Source organism: Dermacoccus sp. PE3 (assembly GCF_001021715.1).
Classification (GTDB): domain Bacteria; phylum Actinomycetota; class Actinomycetes; order Actinomycetales; family Dermatophilaceae; genus Dermacoccus; species Dermacoccus abyssi.
Window position 1 is genome coordinate 210,581 of record NZ_LDCM01000002.1, and the last position, 26,999, is coordinate 237,579.

The 26,999-nt window shown below is 68.1% G+C and carries 23 protein-coding genes and 1 riboswitch; of the genes, 20 read left to right on the forward strand and 3 right to left on the reverse strand.

Annotation, left to right across the window (positions count from 1 at the left end; all coding sequences use genetic code 11):
- Nucleotides 1-13: 13 nt before the first annotated feature.
- The 4 genes from AA983_RS06425 to AA983_RS06440 all read left to right on the forward strand — a co-directional run bounded on the left by AA983_RS06425 (nt 14) and on the right by AA983_RS06440 (nt 4,771).
- The gene (locus AA983_RS06425; RefSeq protein WP_082128766.1) at nt 14-1,000 is read left to right on the forward strand and encodes a DUF4192 family protein; all 987 of its coding nucleotides are present in this window, start codon (nt 14-16) and stop codon (nt 998-1,000) included.
- A gap of 113 nt (nt 1,001-1,113) precedes the next feature.
- Nucleotides 1,114-1,223: riboswitch (SAM riboswitch) on the forward strand.
- Between the two features lie 36 nt (nt 1,224-1,259).
- Nucleotides 1,260-2,438: a homoserine O-acetyltransferase gene (locus AA983_RS06430; protein ID WP_052946945.1), complete on the forward strand. Its 1,179-nt coding sequence runs from the start codon at nt 1,260-1,262 to the stop codon at nt 2,436-2,438.
- Nucleotides 2,439-2,503: 65 nt separating this feature from the next.
- Nucleotides 2,504-2,860, forward strand: coding sequence for a universal stress protein (locus tag AA983_RS06435; RefSeq protein WP_047311427.1), 357 nt, complete (start codon nt 2,504-2,506; stop codon nt 2,858-2,860).
- 258 nt (nt 2,861-3,118) lie between these two features.
- Nucleotides 3,119-4,771: an RNA polymerase sigma factor gene (locus AA983_RS06440; RefSeq protein WP_047311428.1), complete on the forward strand. Its 1,653-nt coding sequence runs from the start codon at nt 3,119-3,121 to the stop codon at nt 4,769-4,771.
- Between the two features lie 199 nt (nt 4,772-4,970).
- On the opposite strand, the gene AA983_RS06445 is transcribed toward AA983_RS06440, so the two are convergent.
- From AA983_RS06445 to AA983_RS06455, 3 genes are read right to left on the reverse strand one after another with little or no spacing between them, the layout of a single operon-like run.
- Nucleotides 4,971-7,211 carry a DUF3488 and transglutaminase-like domain-containing protein gene (locus AA983_RS06445; RefSeq protein ID WP_047311429.1) on the reverse strand — a complete coding sequence of 747 codons (2,241 nt, stop codon included), beginning with the start codon at nt 7,209-7,211 and terminating at the stop codon, nt 4,971-4,973.
- A complete protein-coding gene (locus AA983_RS06450) occupies nt 7,208-8,287 on the reverse strand; it encodes a DUF58 domain-containing protein (protein ID WP_197078976.1) in 1,080 nt (359 codons plus the stop codon). Before AA983_RS06450 ends, AA983_RS06445 begins: the two co-directional genes overlap by 4 nt.
- Before the next feature lie 41 nt (nt 8,288-8,328).
- On the reverse strand, nt 8,329-9,330 hold the full coding sequence (locus AA983_RS06455) for a MoxR family ATPase (RefSeq protein ID WP_047311431.1): 1,002 nt from the start codon (nt 9,328-9,330) through the stop codon (nt 8,329-8,331).
- 417 nt (nt 9,331-9,747) lie between these two features.
- Between AA983_RS06455 and mraZ the strand changes: the two genes are divergently transcribed.
- The 16 genes from mraZ (at nt 9,748) to AA983_RS06535 (ending at nt 26,914) form a co-directional block, all read left to right on the forward strand.
- Nucleotides 9,748-10,179: a division/cell wall cluster transcriptional repressor MraZ gene (mraZ, locus tag AA983_RS06460; RefSeq protein ID WP_047311432.1), complete on the forward strand. Its 432-nt coding sequence runs from the start codon at nt 9,748-9,750 to the stop codon at nt 10,177-10,179.
- Between the two features lie 152 nt (nt 10,180-10,331).
- A complete protein-coding gene (rsmH, locus tag AA983_RS06465) occupies nt 10,332-11,303 on the forward strand; it encodes a 16S rRNA (cytosine(1402)-N(4))-methyltransferase RsmH (RefSeq protein ID WP_047311687.1) in 972 nt (323 codons plus the stop codon).
- Complete coding sequence (locus AA983_RS15650; protein ID WP_052946946.1) at nt 11,300-12,004, forward strand: hypothetical protein; 705 nt, start codon at nt 11,300-11,302, stop codon at nt 12,002-12,004. The genes rsmH and AA983_RS15650 overlap by 4 nt, the downstream gene beginning before the upstream one ends.
- An 82-nt stretch (nt 12,005-12,086) precedes the next feature.
- Nucleotides 12,087-13,898: a penicillin-binding protein 2 gene (locus AA983_RS06475; RefSeq protein ID WP_047311433.1), complete on the forward strand. Its 1,812-nt coding sequence runs from the start codon at nt 12,087-12,089 to the stop codon at nt 13,896-13,898.
- Nucleotides 13,895-15,307 carry a UDP-N-acetylmuramoyl-tripeptide--D-alanyl-D-alanine ligase gene (gene murF, locus AA983_RS06480; protein WP_047311434.1) on the forward strand — a complete coding sequence of 471 codons (1,413 nt, stop codon included), beginning with the start codon at nt 13,895-13,897 and terminating at the stop codon, nt 15,305-15,307. The genes AA983_RS06475 and murF overlap by 4 nt, the downstream gene beginning before the upstream one ends.
- Complete coding sequence (gene mraY, locus AA983_RS06485; RefSeq protein WP_047311435.1) at nt 15,304-16,392, forward strand: phospho-N-acetylmuramoyl-pentapeptide-transferase; 1,089 nt, start codon at nt 15,304-15,306, stop codon at nt 16,390-16,392. The genes murF and mraY overlap by 4 nt, the downstream gene beginning before the upstream one ends.
- A complete protein-coding gene (gene murD / locus AA983_RS06490; RefSeq protein ID WP_369798765.1) occupies nt 16,389-17,894 on the forward strand; it encodes a UDP-N-acetylmuramoyl-L-alanine--D-glutamate ligase in 1,506 nt (501 codons plus the stop codon). The genes mraY and murD overlap by 4 nt, the downstream gene beginning before the upstream one ends.
- On the forward strand, nt 17,891-19,156 hold the full coding sequence (ftsW, locus tag AA983_RS06495; protein WP_047311437.1) for a putative lipid II flippase FtsW: 1,266 nt from the start codon (nt 17,891-17,893) through the stop codon (nt 19,154-19,156). Before murD ends, ftsW begins: the two co-directional genes overlap by 4 nt.
- Entirely contained in the window at nt 19,153-20,256 is a 1,104-nt protein-coding gene (murG, locus tag AA983_RS06500) for an undecaprenyldiphospho-muramoylpentapeptide beta-N-acetylglucosaminyltransferase (protein WP_047311438.1), read from the forward strand. Before ftsW ends, murG begins: the two co-directional genes overlap by 4 nt.
- Before the next feature lie 2 nt (nt 20,257-20,258).
- On the forward strand, nt 20,259-21,695 hold the full coding sequence (murC, locus tag AA983_RS06505) for a UDP-N-acetylmuramate--L-alanine ligase (RefSeq protein ID WP_047311439.1): 1,437 nt from the start codon (nt 20,259-20,261) through the stop codon (nt 21,693-21,695).
- Nucleotides 21,696-21,927: 232 nt separating this feature from the next.
- Nucleotides 21,928-23,259 (forward strand): cell division protein FtsZ, encoded by a 1,332-nt coding sequence (ftsZ, locus tag AA983_RS06510; RefSeq protein ID WP_047311440.1) that lies wholly within the window; start codon nt 21,928-21,930, stop codon nt 23,257-23,259.
- Between the two features lie 15 nt (nt 23,260-23,274).
- Nucleotides 23,275-24,015: a peptidoglycan editing factor PgeF gene (gene pgeF / locus AA983_RS06515; protein ID WP_047311441.1), complete on the forward strand. Its 741-nt coding sequence runs from the start codon at nt 23,275-23,277 to the stop codon at nt 24,013-24,015.
- On the forward strand, nt 24,012-24,737 hold the full coding sequence (locus tag AA983_RS06520; RefSeq protein ID WP_197078977.1) for a YggS family pyridoxal phosphate-dependent enzyme: 726 nt from the start codon (nt 24,012-24,014) through the stop codon (nt 24,735-24,737). Before pgeF ends, AA983_RS06520 begins: the two co-directional genes overlap by 4 nt.
- 72 nt (nt 24,738-24,809) lie before the next feature.
- Complete coding sequence (locus AA983_RS06525; protein WP_047311443.1) at nt 24,810-25,313, forward strand: cell division protein SepF; 504 nt, start codon at nt 24,810-24,812, stop codon at nt 25,311-25,313.
- A 103-nt stretch (nt 25,314-25,416) separates the two neighbouring features.
- Entirely contained in the window at nt 25,417-25,695 is a 279-nt protein-coding gene (locus AA983_RS06530; protein WP_047311444.1) for a YggT family protein, read from the forward strand.
- Nucleotides 25,696-25,789: 94 nt separating this feature from the next.
- Nucleotides 25,790-26,914: a DivIVA domain-containing protein gene (locus tag AA983_RS06535; protein WP_047311445.1), complete on the forward strand. Its 1,125-nt coding sequence runs from the start codon at nt 25,790-25,792 to the stop codon at nt 26,912-26,914.
- The last annotated feature ends 85 nt before the right edge of the window (nt 26,915-26,999 follow it).

Sequence of the window (26,999 nt, forward strand, 5' to 3'; positions counted from 1 at the left end):
GCTTCGTGAAGCCATGACCACACTTCATCTCTCGGGCATGGGCCCGCTGCTCGCCCTCATGCCGTACGAGTTCGGCTTCGCTCCGACGGCGTCCCTCGTCGTCACGTTCATGGACGGCGGGCGAGTTTCGGGGGCTGCCCGCTTCGACGAGGCCGTCGTCACCCCGGAGCACGTTCACCACGTGCGCGATCGCGTCGTCGAGGCGTCGAATCGTCTCGGCACGAGTGGCGTCGCCGTCACGGCCTACCAGTGCAGTCCCGGCGTCGATCTCGACCTGGTCACGCGGGCTCTCGCACCGGCCGTCGAGGTGGAGCACGCCCTCGTCGTGGCCCCTGACGTCTGGTGGGCAACGACGTGCACCAAAGGCTGTTGTGACGGTGCACTGGCCCCAGTGCCGACTGCCGCCGATGTGCCCTCCCTCGCATCGGCCCTCGAGGGACGCCTCGAACCGGCGTCATCGCGTGACGAAGCCGTGGCCTCCCTCCACGCGGTTTCGCCACTGGCCCAACGGGCCGTCGCCGACCTGCTCGTCGGGCTACCGGGCGAGACCGGCCGGGTGCGCGCGGCCTGGCGTGAGGTGGCCTCAGGCTCCGGGCACCCCCACAGCACTCGCGAGCGTGAGGCTCTGGCGCTCGTCGTCGACGCCATGCCCGATCCACTCCTGCGCGACGAGATGGTGTGGAGCGTCGTGCCCGAACTGGCCGCGGGAGCCCGTACCACGCGGCAGTGCTGGTCCGAGCCGGTGAGTTCGCAGCGCCTGTTGGAGATCCTCGTCGCCGTGCCCGAGCCGGCGCGAGCCCATTGGCTGTGTCTCGTGGCGCTCGCGCGCTGGCGGGAAGGGGAGCGGCCCAGCGCTGTGCTCGCCGCCGCCGAGGCCCAGGAACGGGGCGCGCGCCTACCTCTCGTCGACCTCGTCGTGAGGATGACCTCCTCCGGCATGGCGTACGAGGACTTCCTGCGGCCGGCGAGGCCGAATCGTGCGGCGCGGCGCCGTCGCTGACGTCGTGGCGACGAGGCGAGAGAGTGCGGGCAGCCACCGGGCCGGCGCTTCACATCGTGGACATCAGCAGGGGCCTTCCTGGCGCCTTCGCTGCACTCGCCCTAGTGTCAAAGCGTCAAGAGTCTCAGTCACACAAGCCCCGGCTGACTGAGCGGCAACCCTCCACCGCGGTGGGGTGCCCCGGGTGACGACAGGGCCGTGAACGCTGCGGCAAGCGCGGACTCGCCAGTCGCTTCGGCGAGTCCTTCGAGGAGGACATATGGCGAGCTCTCATTCAGCGCACGTCGCACCGGCCGCTACGCGTCCTGTGCAGGCGCCGAGTGGGTTCAACGCGCAGGCACGAGCCGTCGCTCTGGGAGACGTCGTTCTCGAAAGTGGCCGCACGCTGCCGGACGTCGTCATGACCTACGAGTGCTGGGGCGAGTTGAACGACGACGCGTCGAACGTCGTCCTCGTCGAGCACGCGCTCACGGGTGATTCGCACGTCGTCGGCGATACTGGCGACGGGCAGCCCACCCCGGGTTGGTGGCCAGGAATCATCGGCCCCGGCGCAGCACTCGACACCGACGAGTACTTCGTCGTCGCCATCAACGTTCTCGGTGGATGCCGTGGCAGTACCGGCCCCATCTCGCTCGCTCCGGACGGCGAGCCCTGGGGCGGACGTTTCCCGCAGGTGACCGTCCGAGACCAGGTCCGCGCCGAGGCGGCGTGCCTCGAAGCGCTCGGTGTGCGACGTCTGCACGCCGTCATCGGAGGCTCCTTCGGGGGGATGCGCACGGCCGAGTGGGTCGCGGGGTTCCCGGACCGCGTCGAGCGGGCATTGGTCGTGGCGAGCAGTGGCTGCGCGACCGCGGACCAGATTGCCTGGGGTCACACCCAGGTCGTCGCCATCACGTCCGACCCGGAATTCCGCGACGGCGACTACCTGCGTCACGGCACGTTTCCCACGAACGGCCTCGCCTTGGCCCGCCAGATCGCTCACGCCTCGTATCGCAGCGCAAGCGAGTTCGAGGCACGGTTCGGCGCCGAGCCCCAGCCAGGTGAGGACCCGCTCGAGGGCGGTCGCTTCAGCGTCGAGGGCTACCTCGACCACCACGGGGCCAAACTCGCGCGACGCTTCGACCCGCTGGCCTACGTGCGCCTGACGCAGGCCATGGCGACCCACGACATCGGGCGAGGACGCGGCGGGCTCGACGCGGTGCTGGAGGCGTACGAAGGAGAACTCCTCGTGGCCGCAGTCGACTCCGATCGACTCTTTCCCGTGAGCGCATCGACGCGGATGGTGCGCGCCTACGGTCGCGGACGACTGCGCATGATCCACTCGCCCTACGGCCACGACGGATTCCTCATCGAGGCCGACCAGATCGCGTCGCTCGTGCATGAACTCGTCCAGCGACCGTTGCGCGGAACACCGCGGCTCGTGCGCGGCGTCGCATGAGTGGCCCACCGCAGGGGCCTCGGGTAGCGTGACGGCAGATTCCGAATTTCGCGAGTGAGGTCGCCATGTCCGTCATCGTCAGTTTCGCGCCCGGCCCCGAGGGCGAAGCCGCCCTCGCCGAGGCAGCTCGCCAGTCGAAGGATCTGGGTCGCCCGCTCATCGTGGTGTGCACGGTGCCCTCGGACGAGGCTCGCACCGCGGCCCGCAAGGCGGCCGAGGAGTACACCGGCGCACAGGTCGTCGATGTGCAGGACGGCGCCGACGCCGTGGAATCCATCCTCGAGGAGATTTCCCGAGTGCAGCCCGCCCTGCTCGTCATCGGGCTGCGCAGGCGCACCCCTGTCGGCAAGTTGATCCTGGGCACGAGTGCTCAGCGCTTGTTGCTCGACGCCCCGTGCCCCGTGCTCGCCGTCAAGCCCTGAGGCTCCCGAACGGCCTTCAGTTGCTGAGATGGCGGCCGATCCGGGGCAGGGAATGAACGTCAATCGAAGCTCGTTGAACCCCGTGATTCTGCGGTTTCGTCCGTCGAGTTTTATAATGGGTGAAGAAGCGGTCACCACCCGGAGCGCCAAGCGCGGGGTTTCGTGATCGCACTCCTCGTTCCGGTGTCGCTTCGATCGTCGCTGCCCTGCGGCCGACGACGGCGACGCATTACTTTCGGAAGGTAGTTGGTGACGACAGTGTCGAAGACCACGCAGCCCCCCGCACTTCCCGCGGATGTCGACCACCCGGCTCTGGCAGCTCTGTTCGAATCGGGTCGTGAGACGGGCTCGGTGGACAGCGTCGCATTGAAGGACGCGATCGAAGAGGCACAGGTGTCGTCCGCCAAGCAGAAGTCCGTGTTGAAGGCGCTGGCCGCCGAGAACATCGAGGTCGTCCTCGACCAGGCCCACGCCGAGCAGGCCGTGGCCACCACAGCCGGACGTCGTAAGGCGGCCGCGAAGAAGACGACGGCCAAGAAGGCCACCGCGAAGTCCGCTGCGGCCAAGACCACTGCGGCCAAGAAGACCACCGCCAAGAAGGCGACGGCGAAGACCGCGACCGCGAAGGTTGCGGCTGTCGAGGAGTCGAGCGAGGCGGACGAGACCGCCAACGAGGCTCCCGCCAAGAAGACGACGGCCAAGAAGGCTGCCGCCAAGACGGCCACGGCCAAGACCGCGACGGCGAAGACCGCGACGGCGAAGAAGGCTGCTGCGAAGAAGGCTGCTGCGAAGAAGGCAGGTAAGGCCGCCGACGAGCCCGAGGTCGACGAGGTCGAGCCGGTCGACATCGCGGCCGAAACCGGTGACGATGTCGAGACGCCCGAGCAGGCCTCCGACAGCAAGGCCGGCGACACCTCCGAGCCGGAGGACGAGAAGGGCGGCTTCGTCCTGCGTCAGGGCGACGAGGACGACGCTCCTGCTCAGCAGGTCGTCACGGCAGGCGCCACGGCAGACCCGGTCAAGGACTACCTCAAGCAGATCGGTAAGGTCGCGCTGCTCAACGCCGAGCAGGAGGTCGAGCTCGCCAAGCGCATCGAGGCCGGCCTGTTCGCGGAGCAGAAGCTCGACTCCGGCGACAAGATCGACATGAAGCTCAAGCGTGAGCTGTGGTGGATCGCCTCGGACGGCAAGAACGCCAAGAACCACCTCCTCGAGGCCAACCTGCGTCTCGTCGTGTCGCTCGCCAAGCGCTACACCGGTCGCGGAATGCTCTTCCTCGACCTCATCCAGGAAGGCAACCTGGGCCTCATCCGTGCGGTCGAGAAGTTCGACTACACCAAGGGCTACAAGTTCTCGACCTACGCGACGTGGTGGATTCGTCAGGCCATCACCCGCGCCATGGCCGACCAGGCGCGCACCATCCGCATCCCGGTGCACATGGTCGAGGTCATCAACAAGCTGGCCCGCGTCCAGCGCCAGATGCTCCAGGACCTGGGCCGCGAGCCCACCCCGGACGAGCTGGCCAAGGAACTCGACATGACCCCCGAGAAGGTCGTGGAGGTCCAGAAGTACGGTCGCGAGCCGATCTCCCTGCACACCCCGCTCGGCGAGGACGGCGACAGCGAGTTCGGTGACCTCATCGAGGACTCCGAGGCCGTCGTCCCGGCCGACGCCGTGAGCTTCACGCTGCTGCAGGAGCAGCTGCACTCGGTGCTCGACACGCTGAGCGAGCGCGAAGCGGGCGTCGTCTCGATGCGCTTCGGTCTCACCGACGGTCAGCCGAAAACGCTCGACGAGATCGGCAAGGTCTACGGCGTGACGCGCGAGCGTATCCGTCAGATCGAGAGCAAGACGATGAGCAAGCTGCGTCACCCGTCGCGCTCGCAGGTTCTGCGCGACTACCTCGACTGAGTAGCGGCGTGTGCACGTCGTCGGAACCCTTCACGCCGAAGGATGGTGGGTTTGGCTGAAGGTGGCAGGGATATCGGTCGCATCTTCGGCCAAACCCAGCACCAGCGTTCGCCCGCGCGGCGTCGGACGGAGGATCGGCGCGAAAACGGACGAACCCGGCTCCACCCGTCAGGGAGAGCCGGGGTCATCTCGTGTGGCGTCAGGTGCGGTTCCGGCGGCCGAGTGCCGTGAGGTAGGCGCGACCCGAGGCAGGGACGAGGAGGGCCTTCACCCGCGCACCCCACGATGCTTCGTCCCGTGCAGCCCGGACCACCCGGTCACACGCTGACGCCTGGGACCGGCCCGTCGTCGGCGCGTAGCGCGAGGCTTCCATACCTGAACACGCTCGCTCGAGCGCCTCACGCACCGTGGTGCCCGACTCCGGGTTGTCCCGGGCGAACGCCTCTGCGGTGGCTCGTGGCGACAAGCCCTCCGGCGTCGTGTAACCGAGATCGCGCAGCGACCAGAGCATGGCGTGCCACGCTCCCTCGTCACGTTCGCGATCCGTCGATGCCGTACGGGTGACCTCCTGCCGCTTACGTCGACCCGCCAGGGGCAGGACCGACGCGAGCAGCGCGACCAGGGCAAGACCCCCCAGCACCGCGAGCAGGCGGGCCCAAGGGAAGGAGTCCGAGTCGGGCTCGGCCGGCTGGGTCGTGCTCGACGAGGTGCTCGTCTCGCTCGACGGGCGCACGCTCGAGGTGGACGAGGACGTGCTCGTCGAGCTCGTGGGCGCACTCGAGGACGAGGACGCCGACGAGTCGCCGGTGGGGGTGTCCGGCGCGTAGGGCGGCGGCGCACCCGAACGCAGGCCGGGCGTCGGGTCGAAGCGCGTCCACCCCATACCGGGGAAGTAGACCTCCGCCCAGGCGTGGGCGTCCGCAGCTCGCACCTCGTACGTGCCGCTGCGCTCCGTGCCGGGCAGGAAGCCGATGGCCACACGCGCGGGCAGCCCCATCTGCCGCGCTCCCATGACCATGGCCGTCGCGAACTGAGTGCAGTAGCCCCGTCGCGTCTCCAGGAAGTTCGACAGCGGATCGAGCTCGCGACCGTTCTCCGAACGGGTCGGGGCCAACCTGAGCGAGTACGTGAACGACGGGTCGGTACGCAGATAGCGCTGCAGCGCGACGGCCTGCTCGAACGGTGTTCCCGCGTCGGCGGCCCCGGAGGCCTGATTGAGCCGAGTGATGCGCTGCTTCGCCGCCTCCGGGAGCGTTGCGGTGTCGAGATCCTTCGCCGTGACACTGCCACCGACTCCCGCGCGCTCGTTGCTCGTGGGTCGTGCGGCCGCCGTGTACTCGCGGTAGAGCACCGAGTAGGCCGGCGCGGGCTGCGACAGGAACGGCACACCGTTGTTCGTGCCGACACGGAAGGTCGGGTTCGCGGAACCGAAGTTGGCCGCACGCAGCTGAGCGGGCGCCGCGACGAACGGCGGTTGCATGCCGTTGAGGGTCACGGACATGCGTTCCGTGCGCGCCGGCATCGAATCCTCGGCGCCGGGGTTCGGCAACTCGGTGTTGGGGCGGGCATCGGTGAACGGGCCCGACGACTCGGCGCGCCAGACGCCGTCAGCGTAGGAAGAGCTCGTCGTGGCACGCAACGGCGCAGGAGTGGTTGCCTGGGTCGTGTAGGTGAGCACGGGCGCGGCATTGCGAGAGTTCAGGCTCTTGCTGAGGTCGAGCGTCTCGGAGAAGTCGACCGAGTTGTTGACGCCCTGTGCTCCGCCCTCGGCGAGCGCGGGGGTGGCTCGCTGTGGCACTGAGGGGGCCAGGACGAGAGCCGTGAGTACGGCGACCGCCGTCATGGCGGCGAACACCGGCAGGGAGCGCATGAGGCCGGTGCGCAAGCTCGAGCCTTCGGCGAAGGACGCTGCGAGGACGACGAGGGCCCAGGCGATCGCCGCCGCGACGAAGTAGCGCGCGCGAAGGGTGTCACCGAGTGCGGTGGTGGCCAGGATGAAGGGCGCCGCCACCGGGAGGACCGTGAGCATGGGCATACGTGCGGTGCCGCCCACGTAGTCGACGACGAGCGTGACGAGACCCGCGGCGAGAGCCAGCATGACGAGGACGCCGAGCATCGCCGGCAACGGAGCGACGGAGGTGTTCGCCGCTTCCTGGGCAGAGGCGGCCGTTGCCTTCACGGACGCCGCAGTGAGTGACCCTCCCTTGGCGACGAAGACTCCCAGGGTGGCGACGGCGAGTGCGACGAGCTGTGCCGTCACGATGAGAGCCGGCGTGCGGTGTGTGAAGCGGCACAGAGCGCCGACGAACCACACGAGAGCGACGACGGCGAGTGCGGGCCCCACGAGGGCAGAGCTGCTCGTCAGTTCCACCAGCGGCCAACTCGCGGCCAGCGCCAGGAGCAGGAGGGCGACGTCGGAGGGGAGTTGACGACTCTTCATCGAAGATCACCTCCGGACATCGCGGGGTACAGGGACTCGGCGATGGAGTCGTAGGGGGAGATGGCGACGGCGTCCCAACCCAACCGGGTCAGTTCGTTCGCGCCGTGCTCCGCGCTCGCGCCGCCCACCCAGGCGAACGCCGGGGAGTGGTGTGGGGCCGGGGGGAAGTGATCGGCGCTCGTGTGCAGGAAGAGCAAGGTGGGGCTCTCCTCGATGGTCAAACGGTCGGGCAGACTCTCACCAGCGCGAGCCAGGGCGTCGAGGATGTCGTCATGGTTGTCGTACTCGCGCTCGCCGACGGTCGCAAGGGTTGCGAGGTTGTGGTTCTCGAGCTCGGTGCATGCCGAGGCCGCTGCGCTGATCAGCCACTCCCACGACTCGTTGGTACCGGGTCGTGGCACGTTGCCGAGCACGACCACATGGATGCGGGGCTCGGCCGGCGGGTCGAACTGACGCACCATGAGCTCGCCCCGGTGCGCCGTGGCGGGCCAGTGCACGGTGCGCAGGTCGTCGCCCTGGACGTACTCGCGGATGCTGGCGCCGGGTCGCCCGGCGTGGGTCGCGTGAGCGGAGATGACGGTGTCGTCGCCGTCACCCTGAGCGACGGTTTGCGGCGTCTCGAGACTCACCGTGTGGGCGCGCACGAGCCAGGTCGAGGCACGGCCCTGCTCGAGCGACGTCTCGAAGAGGCCGAAGGGATCGGACGCGACGAGTCGCGCCGGTCCACTCGTGAAGGAGCCACGGTGACGTGCGGTGACGTCGTAGGCCGCCCGACCCCCTTGAACCTGCGAAAGGGGCCACCTCGCCACGCCGTGGCGGGTGAACGTGTGTGGCTCCTCGAGCGTCGTCTCGATCCATCCCGCACGCCGGGCCTTCACGCCGAGCGTGATCTGCCCCTCGTCACCGACGCTGAGGCGCTCCGGGGGGCCGTGACGGGTCACGTCGACCCGACCGGTCCGAGCGGCGACGGCGATGAGGAAGGCCAGCAGCGCCAGCACCAGGACGAAGATGCCTGCACGCACCACATCGGTGAAGCCTGAGGCCGCCCCCACGACGACGAGGAGTGCCCCCGCCACGAGGACGAGCAAACCTCGGCGGGTGGGGCGCGGCAGCGACTTCACCGAGAGGCGCGCTGGGTCGGCACGCGCACGCCGGCGATGACGTCGGCGACGACCTCGCTCGCGCTGAGGTCGTTGCGGCCGCGGCGCAGAAGCACGCGGTGGCCGAGCACGGCCGGTGCCATCGCGGTGACGTCCTCGGGGATGACGTGGTCGCGGCCGGCGAGTGCGGCGTGGGCGCGCGCGGCGCGCAGCAGCTGCAGGGACGCACGCGGGCTGGCGCCGAGGCGGACGCTCGGGTGCTCGCGCGTGGCGGAGACGACATCGACGACGTACTGCCGCAGTGCGTCACTCGTGTGAAGACGGGAGATCGCACCCACGCAGGCGGCGATCTCGGCGGCGCTCGTCACCGGACGCAGAACGCTGAGGGGATCGGTGACACCGTGGTGCTCGAGCATGTCGAACTCGGCTCGGGGCGAGGGGTAGCCCATGCTCACCTGCGCCATGAACCGGTCTCGCTGCGCCTCGGGCAGCGGGAAGGTTCCGTCCATCTCGACGGGGTTCTGCGTGGCGACGACCATGAACGGGTCGGGCAGCGCACGCGTCGTGCCGTCGATCGTCACTTGGTGTTCTTCCATGGCCTCGAGCAGCGCAGCCTGCGTCTTGGGGGACGCGCGGTTGATCTCGTCGCCGATGACCACGTTGGCGAAGACGGCGCCGGGACGGAAACGGAACTCGCCGCTCGTCTGGTCGTAGATCGTCACGCCGGTGATGTCGCTCGGAAGCAGGTCGGGCGTGAACTGGATGCGGCGCAAGGATGCGTCGACAGAACGGGCCAGGGCTTTGGCCAGCACCGTCTTGCCGACGCCGGGCACGTCCTCGACGAGCAGGTGCCCGCCGGCGAAGAGCACCGTCGTGGCCACCCGGACGACGTCCGGCTTGCCCTCGATGACCTGCTCGACGTTGCGTCGCACAGCGTCAGCCGTCGCGATGACGTCGACGCCCGAGCGGCGGCGGGAAGCGGGGGCGGGGTAGCCGTGATCGCGTGACGAGGTGTCCATACAAACCGATCTTGCCAAATACGGCGGCCCCCTGTCCTGCACAGGCACGTGGGGATGGTCGAAGGTGAGCCTTCCACGCCACTCCACCCTGCTCCACCCCGTCCTCCACCGCGCTCCCCACTTCGCCCCACGAGGCGTGAGTCCGCTGTGGAGCGCGCTTCGTCCTTGGTGGAAAATCGCGGAATTCCGCGGAAGTCCGTGCGGTCCATTCGCCGTGGAGCGTCGTGGGGCAAGCTTCTGCCGGGTCTGGCGCACGATTCTCCTCCACCGCACTCCACTCGTGAACTTCCTTGCAATCACTGGGGCGCTTCACCAACTCGCCGGTCGATTCCGGGCAAGGGGGGAGACTTTGTGGGGTGAAGTGGAGTAGAGTGGGGGACATCGGATCGACGTGTCGGTGACGGGAGGTGCCCAGCCGTGTTTCTGGGTACCCACTCGCCTCGACTCGACGACAAGGGCCGCATGTTCCTTCCGGCGAAGTTCCGCGAACGTCTCGTCGGCGGGCTGGTCATGACTCGAGGACAGGAACGCTGCCTCTACGTCTTTCCGATGGCCGAGTTCGAGCGCATCGCCACGGCGATGAACACGACGCCTGTCACCTCGCGTGCGGTGCGTGATTACCAGCGCGTCCTGCTCTCGGGGGCCTCCGACGAGATCCCCGACAAGCAAGGACGCGTGACGATCCCGCAGCTGCTTCGTGACTACGCAGGTCTGTCGAAGGAATGCACGGTGATCGGTGCGGGTAACCGCATCGAGATCTGGGACACGCAGGCGTGGAACGACTACCTCGCCGGCGCGGAACAGCCGTTCGCCGACCAGGCGGAAGAGGTCGTTCCGGGGCTGCTGTAGCCCTCTGCGTCCAGGTCTCCGGCCGCTGCTTTCCGGCACACCTTCCCCGGTGCCGGAGCGCAGCGGCGGGGGCCCTGGACGCAGAGTCGCAGCGGCCCGACCACCACGCACGAGGACCGACGTCCGACGACCCGAGCACTGAGGGAGTGAACATGCGAGACGAGTTCGCGCCCGCCGCCGATCGTCACGTTCCCGTCATGCTCGCCGAGATTCTCGACGTTCTCGCCCCGGCCCTCGAGCGTCCGGGAGCTCTGTACGTCGACGGCACGCTCGGGATGGGCGGCCACGCCGAAGCCGTCCTCGAACGCTTCCCCGAGGCAAGCGTCGTCGGAATCGACCGTGACGCGCAGGCCCTTGAACTCGCCGGCGAGCGTCTGGCTCGCTTCGGTGAGCGCTTCCGCGGCGTTCACGCCGTCAACACGGAGCTCGCAGACGTCCTCGACGGGCCGGCCGACGCGATGCTCTTCGACCTCGGCGTCTCCAGTTTCCAGCTCGACGAACTCGAGCGAGGCTTCTCCTACCGCGCTGACGCGCCCCTCGACATGAGGATGGACCAGTCGAGCGCGGGGCAGACGGCGGCCGACGTCCTCAACACCTACTCGCAGGACGAGCTCGAGCGCATCCTGCGCGTCTACGGCGAGGAACGCTATGCGCGCAAGATCGCCCACGCCGTCGTCAAGGAACGCGAGAAGCAGGCGTGGACCACCTCCGCGCGGCTCGTCGAGATGCTCCGCTCCGTCATTCCCTCTGCCTCGCAGCGTCAGAGCGGTCACCCCGCCAAGCGCACCTTCCAGGCTTTGCGCATCGAGGTCAACGACGAACTGCGTGGCTGGGAGAACACGGTCGAAACCGCGTTCGACACCCTCGCCGTCGACGGTCGACTCGCCGTCCTGTCGTTCCACTCCCTCGAAGACCGCATCACCAAGCAGGCCTTCGCTCGGGCGTGCCGTTCCACCGCACCGGCAGGGCTTCCGGTGGAGCTGCCCGAGCACCTTCCCGAGTTCGAGCTGCTCCTGCGTGGCGCCTCGACTCCCTCAGCAACCGAACTGGAGCACAACTCGCGTTCCGCCTCGGTGAAACTCCGTGCCATCCGTCGTACCCGACCGAAAGGAAGCCAGTCATGAGCCAACTGGCCGCCCCCTCCCGCGCACCCCGTTCCACGCGCGCGGGTTCCCGACCGGCACGCACGACGAGGCGCCCGGCGCCCGCGTCTCGCGCGGCGGCCGTTCGTCCGGTGCGTGCCCGGACGGAGACCGTCGCTGGCAAGCGTCCGGTCTCGGGTTTCATGGCGCTCGTCTTCGTCTTCGCGTTCGTTTCGGCGCTGTCGTTGCTCCTGCTCAACACGATGCGCGCGGAGCAGTCCTTCACGCTCAACAAGCTGCGCAGTGATGTCGCGACGCTCGACGACCGTCAGCAGGGTCTCGACAGCGAGATCTCCGCGGTCTCGGCACCCGAGCACCTTGCGGTGAAGGCCGAGGAGTACGGCATGGTCCGGGCCGAGCAGGTGCGCTACGTGAACCGCACCACGGGCAAGCAGGTCGGCGTGGCGACTTCGAACCAGGCAGGTCAGCGTCTTAGTGTGAACACGCTGTCGACGACCCCCGCGAGCAAGGCGGCGGCCGACGTGCTCGACAGCGGCACCATCGGACTGCACATCACGGATCCGGTGGCCAAGGCGAAGGCCGCGGCGGACGCGAAGGCCAAGGCCGACGCCGCCAAGGCGAAGGCTGAAGCGGATGCGAAGGCCAAGCAGGCCAAGTCCAAGGACGCCAAGGCGAAGGGCAGCGACGCGAAGTCCGACGCCACGAGCACGACCGGGAAGTAAGAGCAAGAGCTTTCGTCCGCGACGAGGGGAATCCGTGGAACAACGTCGCAGGCCGGCGCCCTCGAAGGCGCGTCCGGTGCGTATGTCGCGACCGGCCGAGGCGCGTCTGCGCGCCGTCGGTCACCCCCGTCGTCGTACCCGCACGATGCTGGCCGTCTTCGCCGTCATCCTGTCGTTGTTCACCTGGCAGCTCGTCAAGGTTCAGTGGATCCAGGCGGACGAGATCGCGCAGAAGGCCACCAACAACCGTCTGTCGACATCGAAGGTCCCCGCAGCCCGTGGTGAGATCACGGATTCTGCCGGGACGGTGCTCGCACGCAGCGTGGAGCGTCGCGACGTCGCCGGTGACCCGGTGGCCGCGAAGTCGTTCCGGGAGCGCTCGACCAACGGCAAGCCCAAGGGCATCGACGGCGTCTCCCAGGAATTGGCTCGCATCCTCGGGGGAGACGCAGCCGAGATCCGGGCCACGTTCGAGCGCGCCGATGCCCGCGGCAGTCGGTTCGTCTATCTCGCCAAGGACATCAGCCCCGCTCAGTGGAGCCAGATCCGGGCGCTCGACCTGCCCGGAATCACGTCCGAGCAGGTGCAGAAGCGCGAGTACCCGCAAGGCACGGCCCTCGCTCCGTTGCTCGGTTCGGTCAACGCACAGGACGTGCCCAGTGGCGGTATCGAGCAGATGCTCAACACGACCTTGCAGGGCAAGGCCGGCCTGCACCAGGTCGAGCGTGCACGCAACGGCTCCGAGATCGCGACGGGTGAGAACCTCGACCGCAAGCCGGTTGCGGGCCGTGGTGCCAAGCTGACGATCGACAGCGACCTGCAGTGGTTCGCGCAGAACGAACTCGCCGCACAGGTGAAGTCGTCGAAGGCGGTCTCGGGCGAGATCGTCGTCGCGGACAAGGCGGGCAACATTCTCGTGGCGGCGAGCTATCCGAGCTTCGACAACAACGACATGTCGACGGCCAAGTCCGAGAACCTGCAGAACCGTGCCTTCACGGACACCTTCGAGCCCGGCTCCACGCAGAAGATGGTGACTGCCGGCGCCGTCCTCGAAGAAGGCATCATGACGCCGAAGTCGCATGTCGAGGTGCCGCCGAGCCTGAAACGCGCGGGACGTCCTTTCCACGACTCGCACCCACACCCCACCGAGTACCTGACGCTTGCCGGTGTCATCGCGCAGTCCTCGAACATCGGCACGATCCTCGCGGGGGAGAAGCTGCCCAAGGAAAAGCTGTACACCTACATGAAGAAGTTCGGGCTCGGGGAGGCCACCGGGATCGGTTTCCCCGGCGAGTCCACGGGCATCGTGCCGAAGGTCTCGACCTGGAAGGGCGACACCTGGTACACGATCATGTTCGGTCAGGGGCTCGCGAGCAGCGCTGTGCAGCAGGTCGGCCTGTTCCAGGCGATCGCCAACGGTGGAGTGCGTGAGCCGCTCAAGCTCGTCTCCGAGGTTCAAGGCGGCGACGGTGCGATGCAGCCCTACACGGACGAGCGGAAGTCGACGCGCGTTTTCAGCGCGAAGACCTCGAAGGAACTCGTCGGCATGATGCAGGGTGTCGTGACGAAGGACGGCAGCGCGCCGAAGGCGGCCGTCCCGGGCTACGACGTCGCCGGCAAGACGTCGACGGCCGAGCGCTACGACTCGGTGAAGGGTGGCTACGACGGTGTGACCGCAGGTTTCATCGGTATGGCGCCGGCCAAGGATCCGCAGCTCATCGTGTCGGTGACGCTGCAGCGTCCGCAGGCGGGAACGTTCGGTGGTGACCTAGCGGCCCCCGTGTTTTCCAAGGTGATGGCCGAGGCGCTGCGCCAGCGTAAAATACCGCCGAACAAGAGCGACAAGCTTCCGTTCCCGATCAAATACCGCTCAGAGGAGTCGACGTCCAAGTGATCGAATTTTCGCTCGACGAGATCGCACGCATCACCGGAGGTCACCTCGTCGGTGCCGACGCCACGGTGAGCGCATCCGTCGTCACGGACTCCCGCGAGTGCGTGCCGGGCAGCCTGTACGTCGCTCGCGTCGGTGAGCACGCGGACGGGCACGATTACGCCCCGGCCGCACGGGACGCCGGTGCCGTCGGCGTGCTCGGTGAGCGTGCTGTCGACATCCTGCCGACCGTCGTCGTCGAGAACTCGGAGCTTGCCTTCGCCAAACTGGCACGCGGCGTCGTGGATGCGATTGCCGACCTCGAGATCGTGGGCATCACGGGGTCGTCCGGCAAGACCTCGACCAAGGATCTCCTCGGGGCCGTCCTTGCCCGGTTCGGCCCGACGGTGGCACCCCACGGCTCGCTCAACTCGGAGGTCGGTGTTCCCCTCACGGTGTGCCGGCTCGGTTCGAACAGCCGTTACCTCGTGGCGGAGATGGGTGCCTCCGGCGTCGGTCACATCGAGTACCTGACGAAGATCGCCCCGCCGAAGGTGGGCATCGTCCTCAACGTCGGCAAGGCGCACATGGGCGAGTTCGGCTCCGTCGACGCGATTGCGCAGACCAAGGGTGAACTCGTCGAAGCCCTGCCCGAGGACGGTTTCGCCGTGCTCAACGTCGACGACGAGCGCGTGCGCGCCATGGCGTTACGGACGAAGGCCACGGTGGTCCTCGTCGGTCTCGGAGAGGACGCCGACTACCGCGCGACGAACGTCGAGGTCGACACCTCAGGTCGCGCCTCCTACGACCTCACGTGCCCGGCCGGTACGGCGCGTGTGCGCCTTGCCGTGTTCGGTGAGCACCAGGTCGGCAACTCGCTCAGCGTCATTGCAGCGGCTGTCAGCCTGGGGCTCGATCTCGACACCGTGGTGGAGGCGCTGGCCGCCGCCGGAGCGACCTCTCGCTGGCGCATGGAGGTTCACGAACTGCCGGGCGACATCACGCTCGTCAACGACGCCTACAACGCCAACCCCGACTCGATGCGTGCCGCGATGCGCTCGCTGGCCCACATGGGACGCGAGCGTCACAGCATCGCCGTGGTCGGCGAGATGCGTGAGCTGGGGGAGAGCTCCTTCGACGAACACGCCGGTGTTGGTCGTGAGATCGCGGCCCTCGGGATCGACGAGGTCTACGTCGTCGGCGCGGGTGCCGCGCCCATCGCCGTCGGGGCACGTGAGGCCGGAATGGCGGCCGAGCGCGTCCACGAGGTCGAGAACGCGGACGCGGCGCACGACGCACTCGTGCGCGATCTGAGCGCGGGCCGCATCCTGCTGCTGAAGTCGAGTCGTGACTCGGGTTTGCGTCTGCTGGGCGATAGGTTGGTCGAGGAAGCCGGAACGTCCGCGTTTCCCGCAACGGAGGTGACCGCATGAAGGGCGTCCTCATCGCGGCCATCGTGTCGCTCGTCGTCGGGCTTTTCGGCACCCCCATGTTCATCAAGTTCCTGGTGCGCAAGGGGTACGGCCAGTTCATTCGTGACGACGGCCCCACGACGCACCACACGAAGCGTGGAACGCCGACGATGGGTGGAGCGGTCATCATCGCCGCGAGCCTTCTCGCCTACGGAATGGCCCACCTCGTCACCATGACGCCCGTGACGGCCAGCGGCATGCTCGTGCTGTTCCTCATGACGGGCCTCGGGCTCGTCGGTTTTGCAGACGACGCGATCAAGATCACCAAGCAGCGATCTCTGGGTCTGACGTCCGTGCAGAAGCTGCTCGGCCAGACGCTCGTGGCGGTCATCTTCGCGGTGTTGGCCCTTCAGTTCCGCAACGACGCCGGCCTCACCCCCGCCAGCTACAACATCTCCTTCGCGCGCGACTCGAACGTCTCGCTCGCCCTCGGCGGCACGGTCGTCAGTCTCATTCTGTTCGTCATCTGGGCGAACCTGCTCATCGCAGGGACGTCGAACGGCGTCAACCTCACGGACGGGCTGGACGGTCTGGCCACCGGCGCCAGCGTCATGGTGTTCGGCGCGTACGTGCTCATCGCGATCTGGCAGTTCAACCAGAACTGCCAGAACGGCCTCGCCTCCAACGCGGCCAAGTGTTACGACGTGCGTGATCCCCACGACCTCGCCGTCGTCGCCGCAGCCCTCATGGGTGCCTGTTTCGGCTTCCTGTGGTGGAACGCGACACCGGCCAAGATCTTCATGGGTGACACCGGCTCGCTCGCCCTCGGTGGCGCACTCGCCGGCCTGGCCATCACGACGCGCACCGAGTTCCTCGTCGTCATCCTGGCGGGTCTGTTCGTCCTCGAAACCCTCTCGGTCATCCTTCAGGTCGGGTCGTTCAAGTTGCGCCGCAAACGCATCTTCCGGATGGCGCCGTTGCACCACCACTTCGAGATGGTGGGCTGGAACGAGATCACCGTCGTCATCCGCTTCTGGATCATCGCCGGCCTGTGCGTGGCCTTCGGCCTCGGAATCTTCTACGCGGAATGGAACGTCAACCAGTGACCGACAACGAGCTGTGGCCGCTCGACCCGAGTTACGAACCGTTCGGGGGCGAGCGTGATCTGACGCATCGTGACGCCGACTGGTCCGGCCTCTCGGTCCTCGTCGTAGGACTCGGCGTCAGTGGCTTCGCCGCCGCCGATGCGCTGCTCGAACGAGGGGCGAACGTGCGCGTCGTCTCTCGCGACAAGACCGACGTCATGGCCGAACGGGCCCAGATCCTCGAGGTGCTCGGCGCCGAGATCGCGTTCGGTGCGGAACACATGACGAGTGCGCCCCAGGGCACGCAGCTCGTCGTCACCTCGCCCGGCGTCCCTCCCACCGATCCGCTCATGACGGACGCCGCGGATCGCGGCATCCCCGTCTGGGGAGAGGTCGAGCTCGCGTGGCGCATGCGCCCGCGTGAGGGCGCGGCCCCGTGGATCACCATCACGGGGACGAACGGCAAGACGACCGCCGTCACGATGCTGGAGTCGATCCTGCAGGCCCAAGGTCTGCGCGCTGTGGCCGCGGGCAACGTCGGCATGCCGATCATGGAGGCCATCCTCGATCCGCAGCCGTTCGACGTCATCGCCGTCGAACTGTCGACGTTCCAGTTGCACTGGTCGCGCAGCGTCTCGCCGTTCGCGTCGTGCCTGCTCAACGTCGCGCCCGACCACCTCGACTGGCACGGCTCGTTCGAGGAGTACCGCCGGCAGAAGGGACGCGTTTTCGAGCGCACCCAGGCTGCCTGCGTCTACAACGTCGACGACCCGACGACGGAGGCGCTCCTCGAGGAGGCCGAGGTCGTCGAGGGCTGTCGTGCCATCGGCTTCACTCTCGGCACACCGGCTCCGTCGATGGTCGGAATCGTCGAGGACGTGCTCGCCGACCGCGCCTTCGTCGAGGAACGCCGCACGAGCGCGGCGGAACTGGCCGTACTGCGTGATCTCGGCCCGAACGCGGCGGCGCCGCACTACGTCGCCGACGCACTGGCCGCAGCGGCGCTCGCCCGTAGTTACGGCGTCTCACCCGCCGCCGTGCGCAAGGGGCTCATGGACTACTCGCCGCAGCCGCACCGTATGGCGCTCGTCGCGACGCTCGACGGCGTGCGGTACGTCAACGACTCCAAGGCCACCAACCCGCCGGCCGCGGCCGCGTCGCTGACGGCGTACGAACCTGTCGTCTGGATCGCCGGCGGCCTGCTCAAGGGCGCCGATGTGAGCGAACTGGTCCGCGACAACGCGACGCGTCTTCGCGGGGCTGTGCTCATGGGACGTGACCGGGACGCCATCGCGCGTGCTCTTGCCGAGCACGCCCCCGACGTTCCCGTGGAGATCGTCGAGGAGAGCGAACCCGAGGCCGCGATGACGCAGGCGCTCGAACACGCGCGAGGCATGGCGCAGTCGGGGGACACCGTTCTGCTTGCCCCTGCTGCAGCTTCGTTGGACATGTACGCCTCCTACGGTGCGCGCGGTGAAGCGTTCACCCGCATCGTCGAATCCCTGGGTGGCGCTGACGCATGACGACCCGCACACCCTGGCGTGAGGAGACCTCACAGGACGTGTGGGGTGAGCGACTGCGACGGCGACTAGGCTGGCTCGAGTCGCCTCTCGCGACGTACTACCTGCTGCTCGGCTCCACGTCGGTGCTCGTCGTGCTGGGCCTCGTCATGGTGCTGTCCGCCTCGAGTGTCCAGTCGTACATGCGCGGTGGATCGGTTTTCTCGCAGTTCACCAACCAGTTGATGTTCGCCGTCATCGGCCTCGTGGCTGCGGCGGTGTTCAGTAGGCTGCCGACACCGTTCCTCAAGAAGGTCGCCGGCATCTTCTTCCTGCTCGCCGCAGCGATGCAGGCCGCCGTGATGATTCCCGGCGTCGGAGTCGAGGTCCTGGGCAACCGGAACTGGCTTCAGGTCGGTGGGCTGCGAATCCAACCGTCGGAGATCGGCAAGATCGCCATGATCCTCGTCGTCGCCGTCATCCTCGACAACCGTCGGGCTCAGCTGTACGACTTCAAGAAGTCGGTGTTGCCGACGTTCTGGTTCGCAGGTCTGCTCGCCGGTCTCGTCATGGTCGGGCGCGACCTCGGCACGACGATGGTCTTCGCCGTCATCTACCTGGGGATGCTGTGGGCCGCGGGTGCCAAGGGATCCTGGTTCGCCTGGCTGGGCCTGGGTATCGCGGTGCTCCTTCCCGTCGCGGTCATGACGAGCGGTAACCGCACCTCGCGCATCGGTGCGTGGCTCGGTGGCTGTGACGCTCCGAGCGACATCGATGTCGCTGCTTGCTACCAGAAGATCCACGGCTCCTGGGCTCTGGCCGACGGTGGTCTGTGGGGCCTCGGCCCCGGCGCCTCGCGCGAGAAGTGGGGCTGGCTGCCGGAGGCGCACAACGACTTCATCTTCGCGATCATCGGCGAGGAGCTGGGCCTGCCTGGCACGCTCGCCGTCCTCGCGCTGTACCTCGTCTTCGCGTACGCCTGCTACCGCCTCATCGCGCAGTCCACCGACATGTTCGTGCGCGTCGCCACCGCAGGCATCATGATGTGGATCTGCTTCCAGGCCGTCGTCAACATCGGCTCCGTTCTCGGCCTCCTGCCGATCGTGGGTGTGCCGTTGCCCCTCGTCAGCGCCGGTGGTTCCGCTCTCGTCATGACGCTCGTGGGCATCGGGATCCTTCTGTCGTTCGCACGCTGCGAACCACGGGCTGCCGAAGCCCTGCGCGCCAAGCCCCGTCTCGTCCGCCGCACGATGGCGGTCCTGCCCAACCGAAAGGGTCGCTCATGACCACCCTCGATCGCGTTCTGCTCGCCGGTGGTGGCACCGCCGGTCACGTCTCTCCGTTGTTGGCCACCGCGGAGGAGATCACCCGCCGTCACCCCGATGCGGTCGTCACGGCTGTTGGCTCGCCGGGTGGGCTCGAGGAACGCCTCGTGCCCGAACGTGGATTCGCGCTCGCGTTCGTGCCGAAGGTGGCCTTCCCGCGCCGCCCGAACGGCGCAGCCCTTCGCTTCCCGGCCGCCTTCCGTGGCGCACTGCGCGAGGCCGATCGTCTCGTCGAGACGCACCGCCCCCAGGTGATCGTCGGGTTCGGCGGGTACGTCTCGACGCCGATGTACCTCGCGGCTCGCAAGGCCGGCGTGCCCTTCGTCATCCACGAGCAGAACGCCCGCCCGGGTCTGGCGAACAAGCTCGGCGCGCGCTGGGCCGAGCACGTCGCGGTGACCTTCCCCTCGACGCCGATGAAGGACGCCGAGATCGTCGGTATGCCGCTGCGCCGAGAAATTACCGAGATCAAGCCGGCCATGTTGCGTGCGGAGGGTCTCGAGCACTTCGGCCTCGAGCCGGGCCGCCCGACCGTGCTCGTCACCGGTGGCTCGCTCGGTGCAGTGAGCCTCAACGAGGCCTTCCGCGCTCGTGTCGAGCAGCTCACCGGCGCCGGCATCCAGATCCTCCACGTCACCGGACGGGGCAAGGGCTTCGAGGTTCCCGAACAGACGGGCGGTGCCCGTTACGTCGTCGTCGAGTACGTCGACCGCATGGATCTCGCCTACAGCGTCGCCGATCTCGTCGTGACGCGCAGCGGCGCCGGCATGGTGAGCGAACTGACGACGGTCGGCCTGCCCGCCGTCTACGTGCCGCTTCCCATCGGCAACGGAGAGCAGAAGCTGAACAGCCGCGACGTCGTGGCGGCCGGCGGCGGCATCGTCGTCGACAACGACGACTTCACGCCGGCCTGGATCGACGAGAACCTCGTGCCGCTCGTGCGTGACGAGGAGCGCCTCGCGGCAATGCGCCGCGCAGCCGCCGGTCAGGGCCACGCCGATGCCGCGGGCAAGCTCGTCGACCTCGTTGAGGACGCCGCCTCGACGTCGAAGGGGGCATGAGCATGGGCAACGGTGTGAACGAGAGGTTCGACTTCTCCGAGTCCCTGCCCAACCTCGCCGACGTCCCGCACGTGCACATGATCGCCGTGGGCGGCTCAGGTATGTCCGGCGTTGCGAGGCTCTTCCTGGCTGATGGTGTGCAGCTCAGCGGATCCGACAACGTGGAGCTCCCGGTGCTCGACGACCTGCGTGCCCAGGGTGCTCGTATCGCTGTCGGGTACGCGGCAGCGAACGTCGCCGAGGTGCCGGACGGCGCCGTGGTCGTCGTCTCGAGCGCGATCAACGAATTGAACCCCGAACTCGTCGAGGTGCGCCGCCGCGGCCTGCGTGTCCTCCACCGTTCGCAGGGTCTGGCCATGCTCATGCAGGGCCGCCGCGGTCTCGCCGTCGCCGGCGCGAACGGCAAGACGACGACGAGTGGCATGGCCACCGCAGCGCTCACCGCGCTGGGGGAGAAGCCGTCGTTCGCAATCGGCGCCAACGTGGCCGGCCTCGGCGTCAACGCGGCACCGGGGGAGGGCGACGTGTTCGTCGTCGAGGCCGACGAGAGCGATGGTTCCTTCGTCGTCTATCACCCGGACGTCGCGATCGTGACGAACATCAAGGACGATCACCTCGACTTCTACGGCACGTCCGCGAACCTCGCGAAGGCGTACGAGATCTTCGCGGCAACCATCGCGACCGACGGTCTTCTCGTGGCCTGCGCCGACGACGACGGCAGCCGCGCGCTGGCGGACGAGCGTCGCGAGGCGGGAGCGCGCGTGCTCACGTACGGGCGCAGCGACGACGCGGATGTGCGCATCGTGAGTGAACACGGTGCCGGATTTGCCTGGGGTGCTCGTGTGGCACTTCCCGGCGGGCGGGAGGTCGATCTTGCTCTCGAGGTGCCCGGCGCACACAACGTCCTCAACGCCACCGGCGTCCTCACGGCCCTCGTCGAGGGGCTGGGCATCGATGCCGAGCGCGCGGCGCACTCGCTCAGTGCCTTCCGCGGAACGTCGCGCCGCTTCGAGCCCCGCGGCGAGGCCGCGGGCGTGCGGGTCGTCGACGACTATGCCCACAATCCCGGCAAGCTCGAAGCGCTCGTGCGCACCGCTGACGCCCTCAAGGAGTCGGGCCGGCTCTTCGTCGTGTTCCAACCGCACCTGTACTCGCGGACGCAGAACGCCGCTCTCGGTCTCGCGGAGGCGCTCGACGGTGCCGACCGTGCTCTCGTCCTCGACGTGTACGGGGCTCGTGAGCAGCCGGTCGAGGGTGTCTCGGGTCGCCTCATCACCGATGCGATGACGTCGGGTGTCGCGACGTTCACGCCGACGGCCGACGATGCGCTCGCCGTGCTTCTGGAGGAAGTTCGCTCGGGTGACCTCGTCGTGACCGTCGGCGCCGGGGACATCACGCACTTGGGCCCACGCATCCTCGAGAGCCTGGAGCGGCGCTAACCCTCAACTTGATGATGAGACCCTCTTTCCCCGTCGTGACGGGGAAAGAGGGTGTTTTCATCACGAATGTCCGGGGGAGTGGGCCACGGCGGCGGATCGCATTGTCGTGCGCGGGCGAACCCGGAATCCGCAGGTAACGTTCAACGGGATGTTGAAGTGTTCGCCAAGTGGTCGACGGTTCGCGTAGCATCGAGTTCGCATACCCGCACCCGCGTTCGAAAGGCCCCTCCCCGTGGCAACTCCCCAGAACTACCTGGCCGTCATCAAGGTCGTCGGTATCGGCGGCGGTGGCGTCAACGCCATCAACCGGATGATCGAAGTCGGGCTCAAGGGAGTCGAGTTCATCGCGATCAACACCGACGCCCAGGCGCTGCTCATGAGCGATGCAGACGTGAAGCTCGACGTGGGCCGCGAGCTCACGCGCGGTCTGGGCGCCGGCGCCGACCCGGAGGTCGGCCGCAAGGCCGCCGAGGACCACGCCGAGGAGATCGAAGAGGTCCTCAAGGGCGCCGACATGGTCTTCGTCACTGCGGGTGAGGGTGGCGGTACCGGTACCGGTGGCGCCCCCGTCGTCGCGAAGATCGCCAAGGGCCTCGGTGCGCTGACCATCGGTGTCGTCACGCGTCCGTTCACGTTCGAGGGCCGTCGCCGCGCCAACCAGGCCGAGCTCGGCATCAACGCGCTGCGCGAAGAGGTCGACACCCTCATCGTCATCCCGAACGATCGCCTCCTGTCGATATCCGACCGCGCCGTGTCGATGCTCGACGCGTTCCGTTCGGCCGACCAGGTTCTCCTCTCGGGTGTTCAGGGCATCACCGACCTCATCACGACGCCGGGTCTGATCAACCTCGACTTCGCCGACGTCAAGTCCGTCATGCAAGGCGCCGGTTCGGCCCTCATGGGCATCGGTTCGGCTCGCGGCGAGGACCGTGCGGTCCAGGCCGCGGAGCTCGCGATCTCCAGCCCGCTGCTCGAGGCGAGCATCGACGGTGCGCACGGTGTGCTCCTGTCGGTCCAGGGTGGCTCCGACCTCGGTCTGTTCGAGATCAACGAGGCCGCGCGCCTCGTGCAGGAGGCCGCCCACCCGGAGGCCAACATCATCTTCGGTGCCGTCATCGACGACGCCCTCGGCGACGAGGTCCGCGTCACCGTCATCGCGGCGGGCTTCGACGGCGGCGCTCCGCAGAAGCGCTCGGACGAGTCGCAGCGCTCCGGTGGCAACGCCGGTGGCGGCGCTCAGCGTCAGCAGCAGTCGTCGATGACGCAGGCGCCGTCCGCGGCCCCGGCTCAGCAGACGCAGCAGCCGGCGGCCCCCCAGACGATCCAGCCGGCCACGGTGCCGGGTACGACGTCGGGCCCGACGCGCGTGTCGGCTCCGCCGGCGCGTCAGCAGCACGGCCAGGAGGCCGGTCAGGACAACTCGCGTCAGTCCGGCTCCGAGCAGCGTCAGGGCAGCTCCGCAGCGGGCACCCAGACGCAGGGTCAGCAGCAGGTCGCGCGTCCTCCCAAGGAGGTCACCTTCGAGGACCGTGACGACCTGGACGTCCCCGACTTCCTCAAGTGAGAAAGGCCCCGGTCGATGTTCTACTGGCACGACCGGCGTGACCTGCCGCAAGGCAACCTGGAACGGTGCTTCACCGACTCCCTCTCGGGAGTCAGCGAGGCGCCGTTCTCGGCGTTGAACCTCGGCCTTCACGTCGGTGACGATGAAGCGCACGTTCGCGCGAACCGTGACCTCCTGTCCGCGGAACTCGGGGGCGATCCCATCGCCTGGATGAACCAGGTCCACGGACGCGATGTCGTCGAGGTGACACCCGATTCGCTCGGGGAGGTCCACGCCGTCGATGCCATGGTCACCAACTCGTCGGATCTCGCGCTCGCGGTCATGGTGGCGGACTGCGTCCCGGTTCTCCTCGAAGATGCCGAGGCAGGTGTGCTCGGCGTTGCTCATGCCGGGCGCCCCGGCATGCTCGCGGGCGTCGTGCCCGCGGCTGTTGCTGCTATGCGTGACCTGGGGGCCACATCGGTGCGCGCCACGCTCGGCCCGTCCGTGTGCGGACGCTGCTACGAGGTGCCGCAGGAGATGTACGACGGTGCTCGGACGCAGTACCCCACGAGCGCTGCGATCACGCGTTGGGGCACCCCGGCCATCGACGTCGCCTCCGGTGTGGCGTCACAACTCGCCGAGCTCGACGTGCCGTTCGAGTGGATCGCCGGGTGCACCGTCGAGGACGAGCGGCTCTTCTCCTACCGCCGTGACGGTCGGACGGGCCGCTTCGCCGGTGTCATCGTCCGCCGAGACGGATCGGAGGCGGCGTGATCGAGGTTGACGACGAGCGTCGGGCGGAACTCGCCACCCGGCTCGAGCAGGTGCGTGAGCGCATCACGTCGGCCACCCGGGATGCGGGGCGCGACGAAGAGCCGACCCTTGTCGTGGTGACGAAGTTCTTCCCGGTCTCGGATCTCGTCGCGCTCGCCGAGTTGGGCGTCACCGACGTCGGGGAGAGCCGCGAGCAGGAACTGCACGAGAAGGTCGACTCGCTGCGTGAAGAGCGCCCCGATCTTCTCAAGGCTCCGACCCGGCACTTCATCGGCCAGTTGCAGAGCAAGAAGGCCAAGCGCGTCGCCTCGCTCGTCGACGTCGTGCAGTCCCTCGACCGGCCCAAGCTCGTCCCGCTGCTCGACGCTGCGGGTGGGGAGCGCGACACGCCGCTCGAGGTTCTCCTCCAGGTTGATCTCGAGGAGCACTCGCAAGGACGTGGGGGCGTGGCGCCCGCTGAGCTCGCTGCTCTGGCCGACGAGGTGGCTCAGGCGTCAGGGGTGACGTTGAGCGGCCTCATGGCCGTTGCTCCGCGCGGTGAGGAGCCTGAGCGCGCTTTCGAGCGGCTTGCCGCCGTGCGCGAGAGCTTCCTCGCAGACCACCCCGCGGCGCGCGTGTTGTCGGCGGGGATGTCGGGCGATCTGGAGGCCGCGGTGAAAATCGGCGCGACACACCTGCGTGTCGGTAGCGCAATACTCGGTTCACGCCCTGCTGCCAGGTAACTTCGAACGCGACACCGACGAGCACGTGGTGCCCTTCCGCAGGGGCCAGGGCGGACCAAGGAGCAAGAAGTTATGAGTGGCGCACTGCGCAAGACGATGGAATACCTCGGCCTGTCCGACACCGACCCTCATGTAGCCCGGAACGTCGACGCCTATGGCGACGAGTACGACGCCGCCTACGACGAGCGTGACCCGGAGACGTACGAGGCGTACGAGCGTCGCACTCCCGCCGAGGTCACGCCGCTGCGGCCCGAGGTGGCCCACCACGACATCCCGGACATGGAGGCCTCGAGCATGAGCCGCATCACGACGATCCACCCTCGCACCTACAACGAGGCGAAGGAGATCGGCGAGGCCTTCCGCGACAACGTTCCGGTCATCATGAACCTCTCGGACATGGACGACACGGACGCCAAGCGACTCGTCGACTTCGCCGCCGGCCTCGTCTTCGGCCTGCACGGCTCGATCGAGCGCGTCACGAGCAAGGTCTTCCTCCTGTCCCCGGAGAACGTCGAGGTCTCGACCTCCGGCCCCGAGGTCGCCAAGGCGACGCGAGGCCTGTTCAACCAGAGCTGACACCCGGCGTCCGACGTCGGTGGGGCCGCGTCTTCCCGAACCGGGAAGGCGCGGCCCTGCTCGTACGTTGACCCAATCGACCCGATGACCATGCGGAGGAAACATGGACGTTGTTCGCCACTCCGTGGCCACGTTGCTCGATCTGTACTTCGTCGTGCTCATCGCACGACTGGTCTTCGACTGGATCCAGCTCTTCGCGCGCGAATGGCGCCCGAAGGGACCGGTTCTCGTCGTCGCGGAGTTCGTCTACACGTTGACGGACCCGCCCCTGAAGGCCATCCGGAAGGTGGTTCCGCCCCTGCGTTTGGGAGGCATCGCCCTCGATCTGGCCTTCATCATCCTGGCCCTGGCTGTGCAAGTGGCCGCGAATCTCATAGGGTGAGCGTAGGAGTATTGTCGATTGCCCGGCTTCCGTGCCGGGCATGATCCGTAGCCACAGGGCGTGCCCGTGGCTCGAGCGTTACTGAGGTGAACACATGGCGCTGACGCCAGAAGACGTCGTGAAGAAGGAGTTCTCGAAACCCAAGGGCTTCGGGCGCAGCGGTTACGACGAGATTCAGGTCGACGACTTTCTCGACGAGATCGTCGTCGAGTTGCGCCGACTGAACGCTGAGAACGACACCCTGAGCGACAAGCTCGACGACTGCCGTCGCGGGCAGGGCGGGGCCGAGTCCGACGCCACGATGGCCGGGCAGCCCGCTACGCGCGGTGCTGCAGCCGTCCCGGCGCTCACGCCGGTTGCCGGGGGGCAGGGCTCGTCAGACGCGGACAAGGCCGAGATCGAGCGCCTCAAGGCCGAACTCGCCAAGGCCCGTGAGACGTCGTCCACGTCGCAGCAGCCCGTCAAGAGCGACACGTCCGGTTCCGACGCCCTGAACAAGCAGGTCGGCGATCTGACGAGCGAGCGCGACGCGGCGAAGGAAGCTGCGGAGACCGCTCGTCGTGAGGCGGCCGCGGCTCAGTCCGAGCTCGAGGCGGCGCGCAAGCGGGTCAGTGAACTCGAGAACGAACTGCGCTCGACGAAGAACCAGCAGCAGAACGACTCGGCCGCCCTGGCGGCCCCGAGCGACAACGGCGCAAAGGCGGGTGCTGGCGACGCCGCGGGCGTCCTCGCCCTCGCCCAGCGTCTGCACGACCAGCACGTCAAGGACGGCGAGAACGAGCGCGACCGCCTGCTGAGCGAGGCGAAGGCCCACCACGAGAAGGTCGTCGGGGAGGCCAACTCGAAGAGCGAAGAGCTCCTCAGCTCGGCCAAGAAGCGCCACGACGAGCTCGTGACGACCGGCCAGAAGCAGCATGACGACCTGGTCAGCAAGGGCCAGAAGCAGCACGACGACCTCGTGAGCAAGGGCCAGAAGCAGCACGATGACCTGGTGCGCACCGGTACCGAGAAGTCGACGAGCCTCGTGTCGGAGGCCGAGGAGCGCCGTAAGGGCATCCTGGCCGACCTCGAGACCCGCCGCACGTCGCTCACCGGCGAGATCGACCGCCTCAAGGGCTTCGAGACGGACTACCGTTCGAACCTCAAGGGTTACCTCAGCGAGCAGCTTCGCAAGCTCGACGAGAAGGGAACGCAGTCGCCCGCCGACAAGCGTCAGTGATCTCGTGACGAGGGGCCCCGACACCACCCGGTGTCGGGGCCCCTCCTCATGTCCGGCACCCGGGTAGCGACGGGCGTGACGGCCA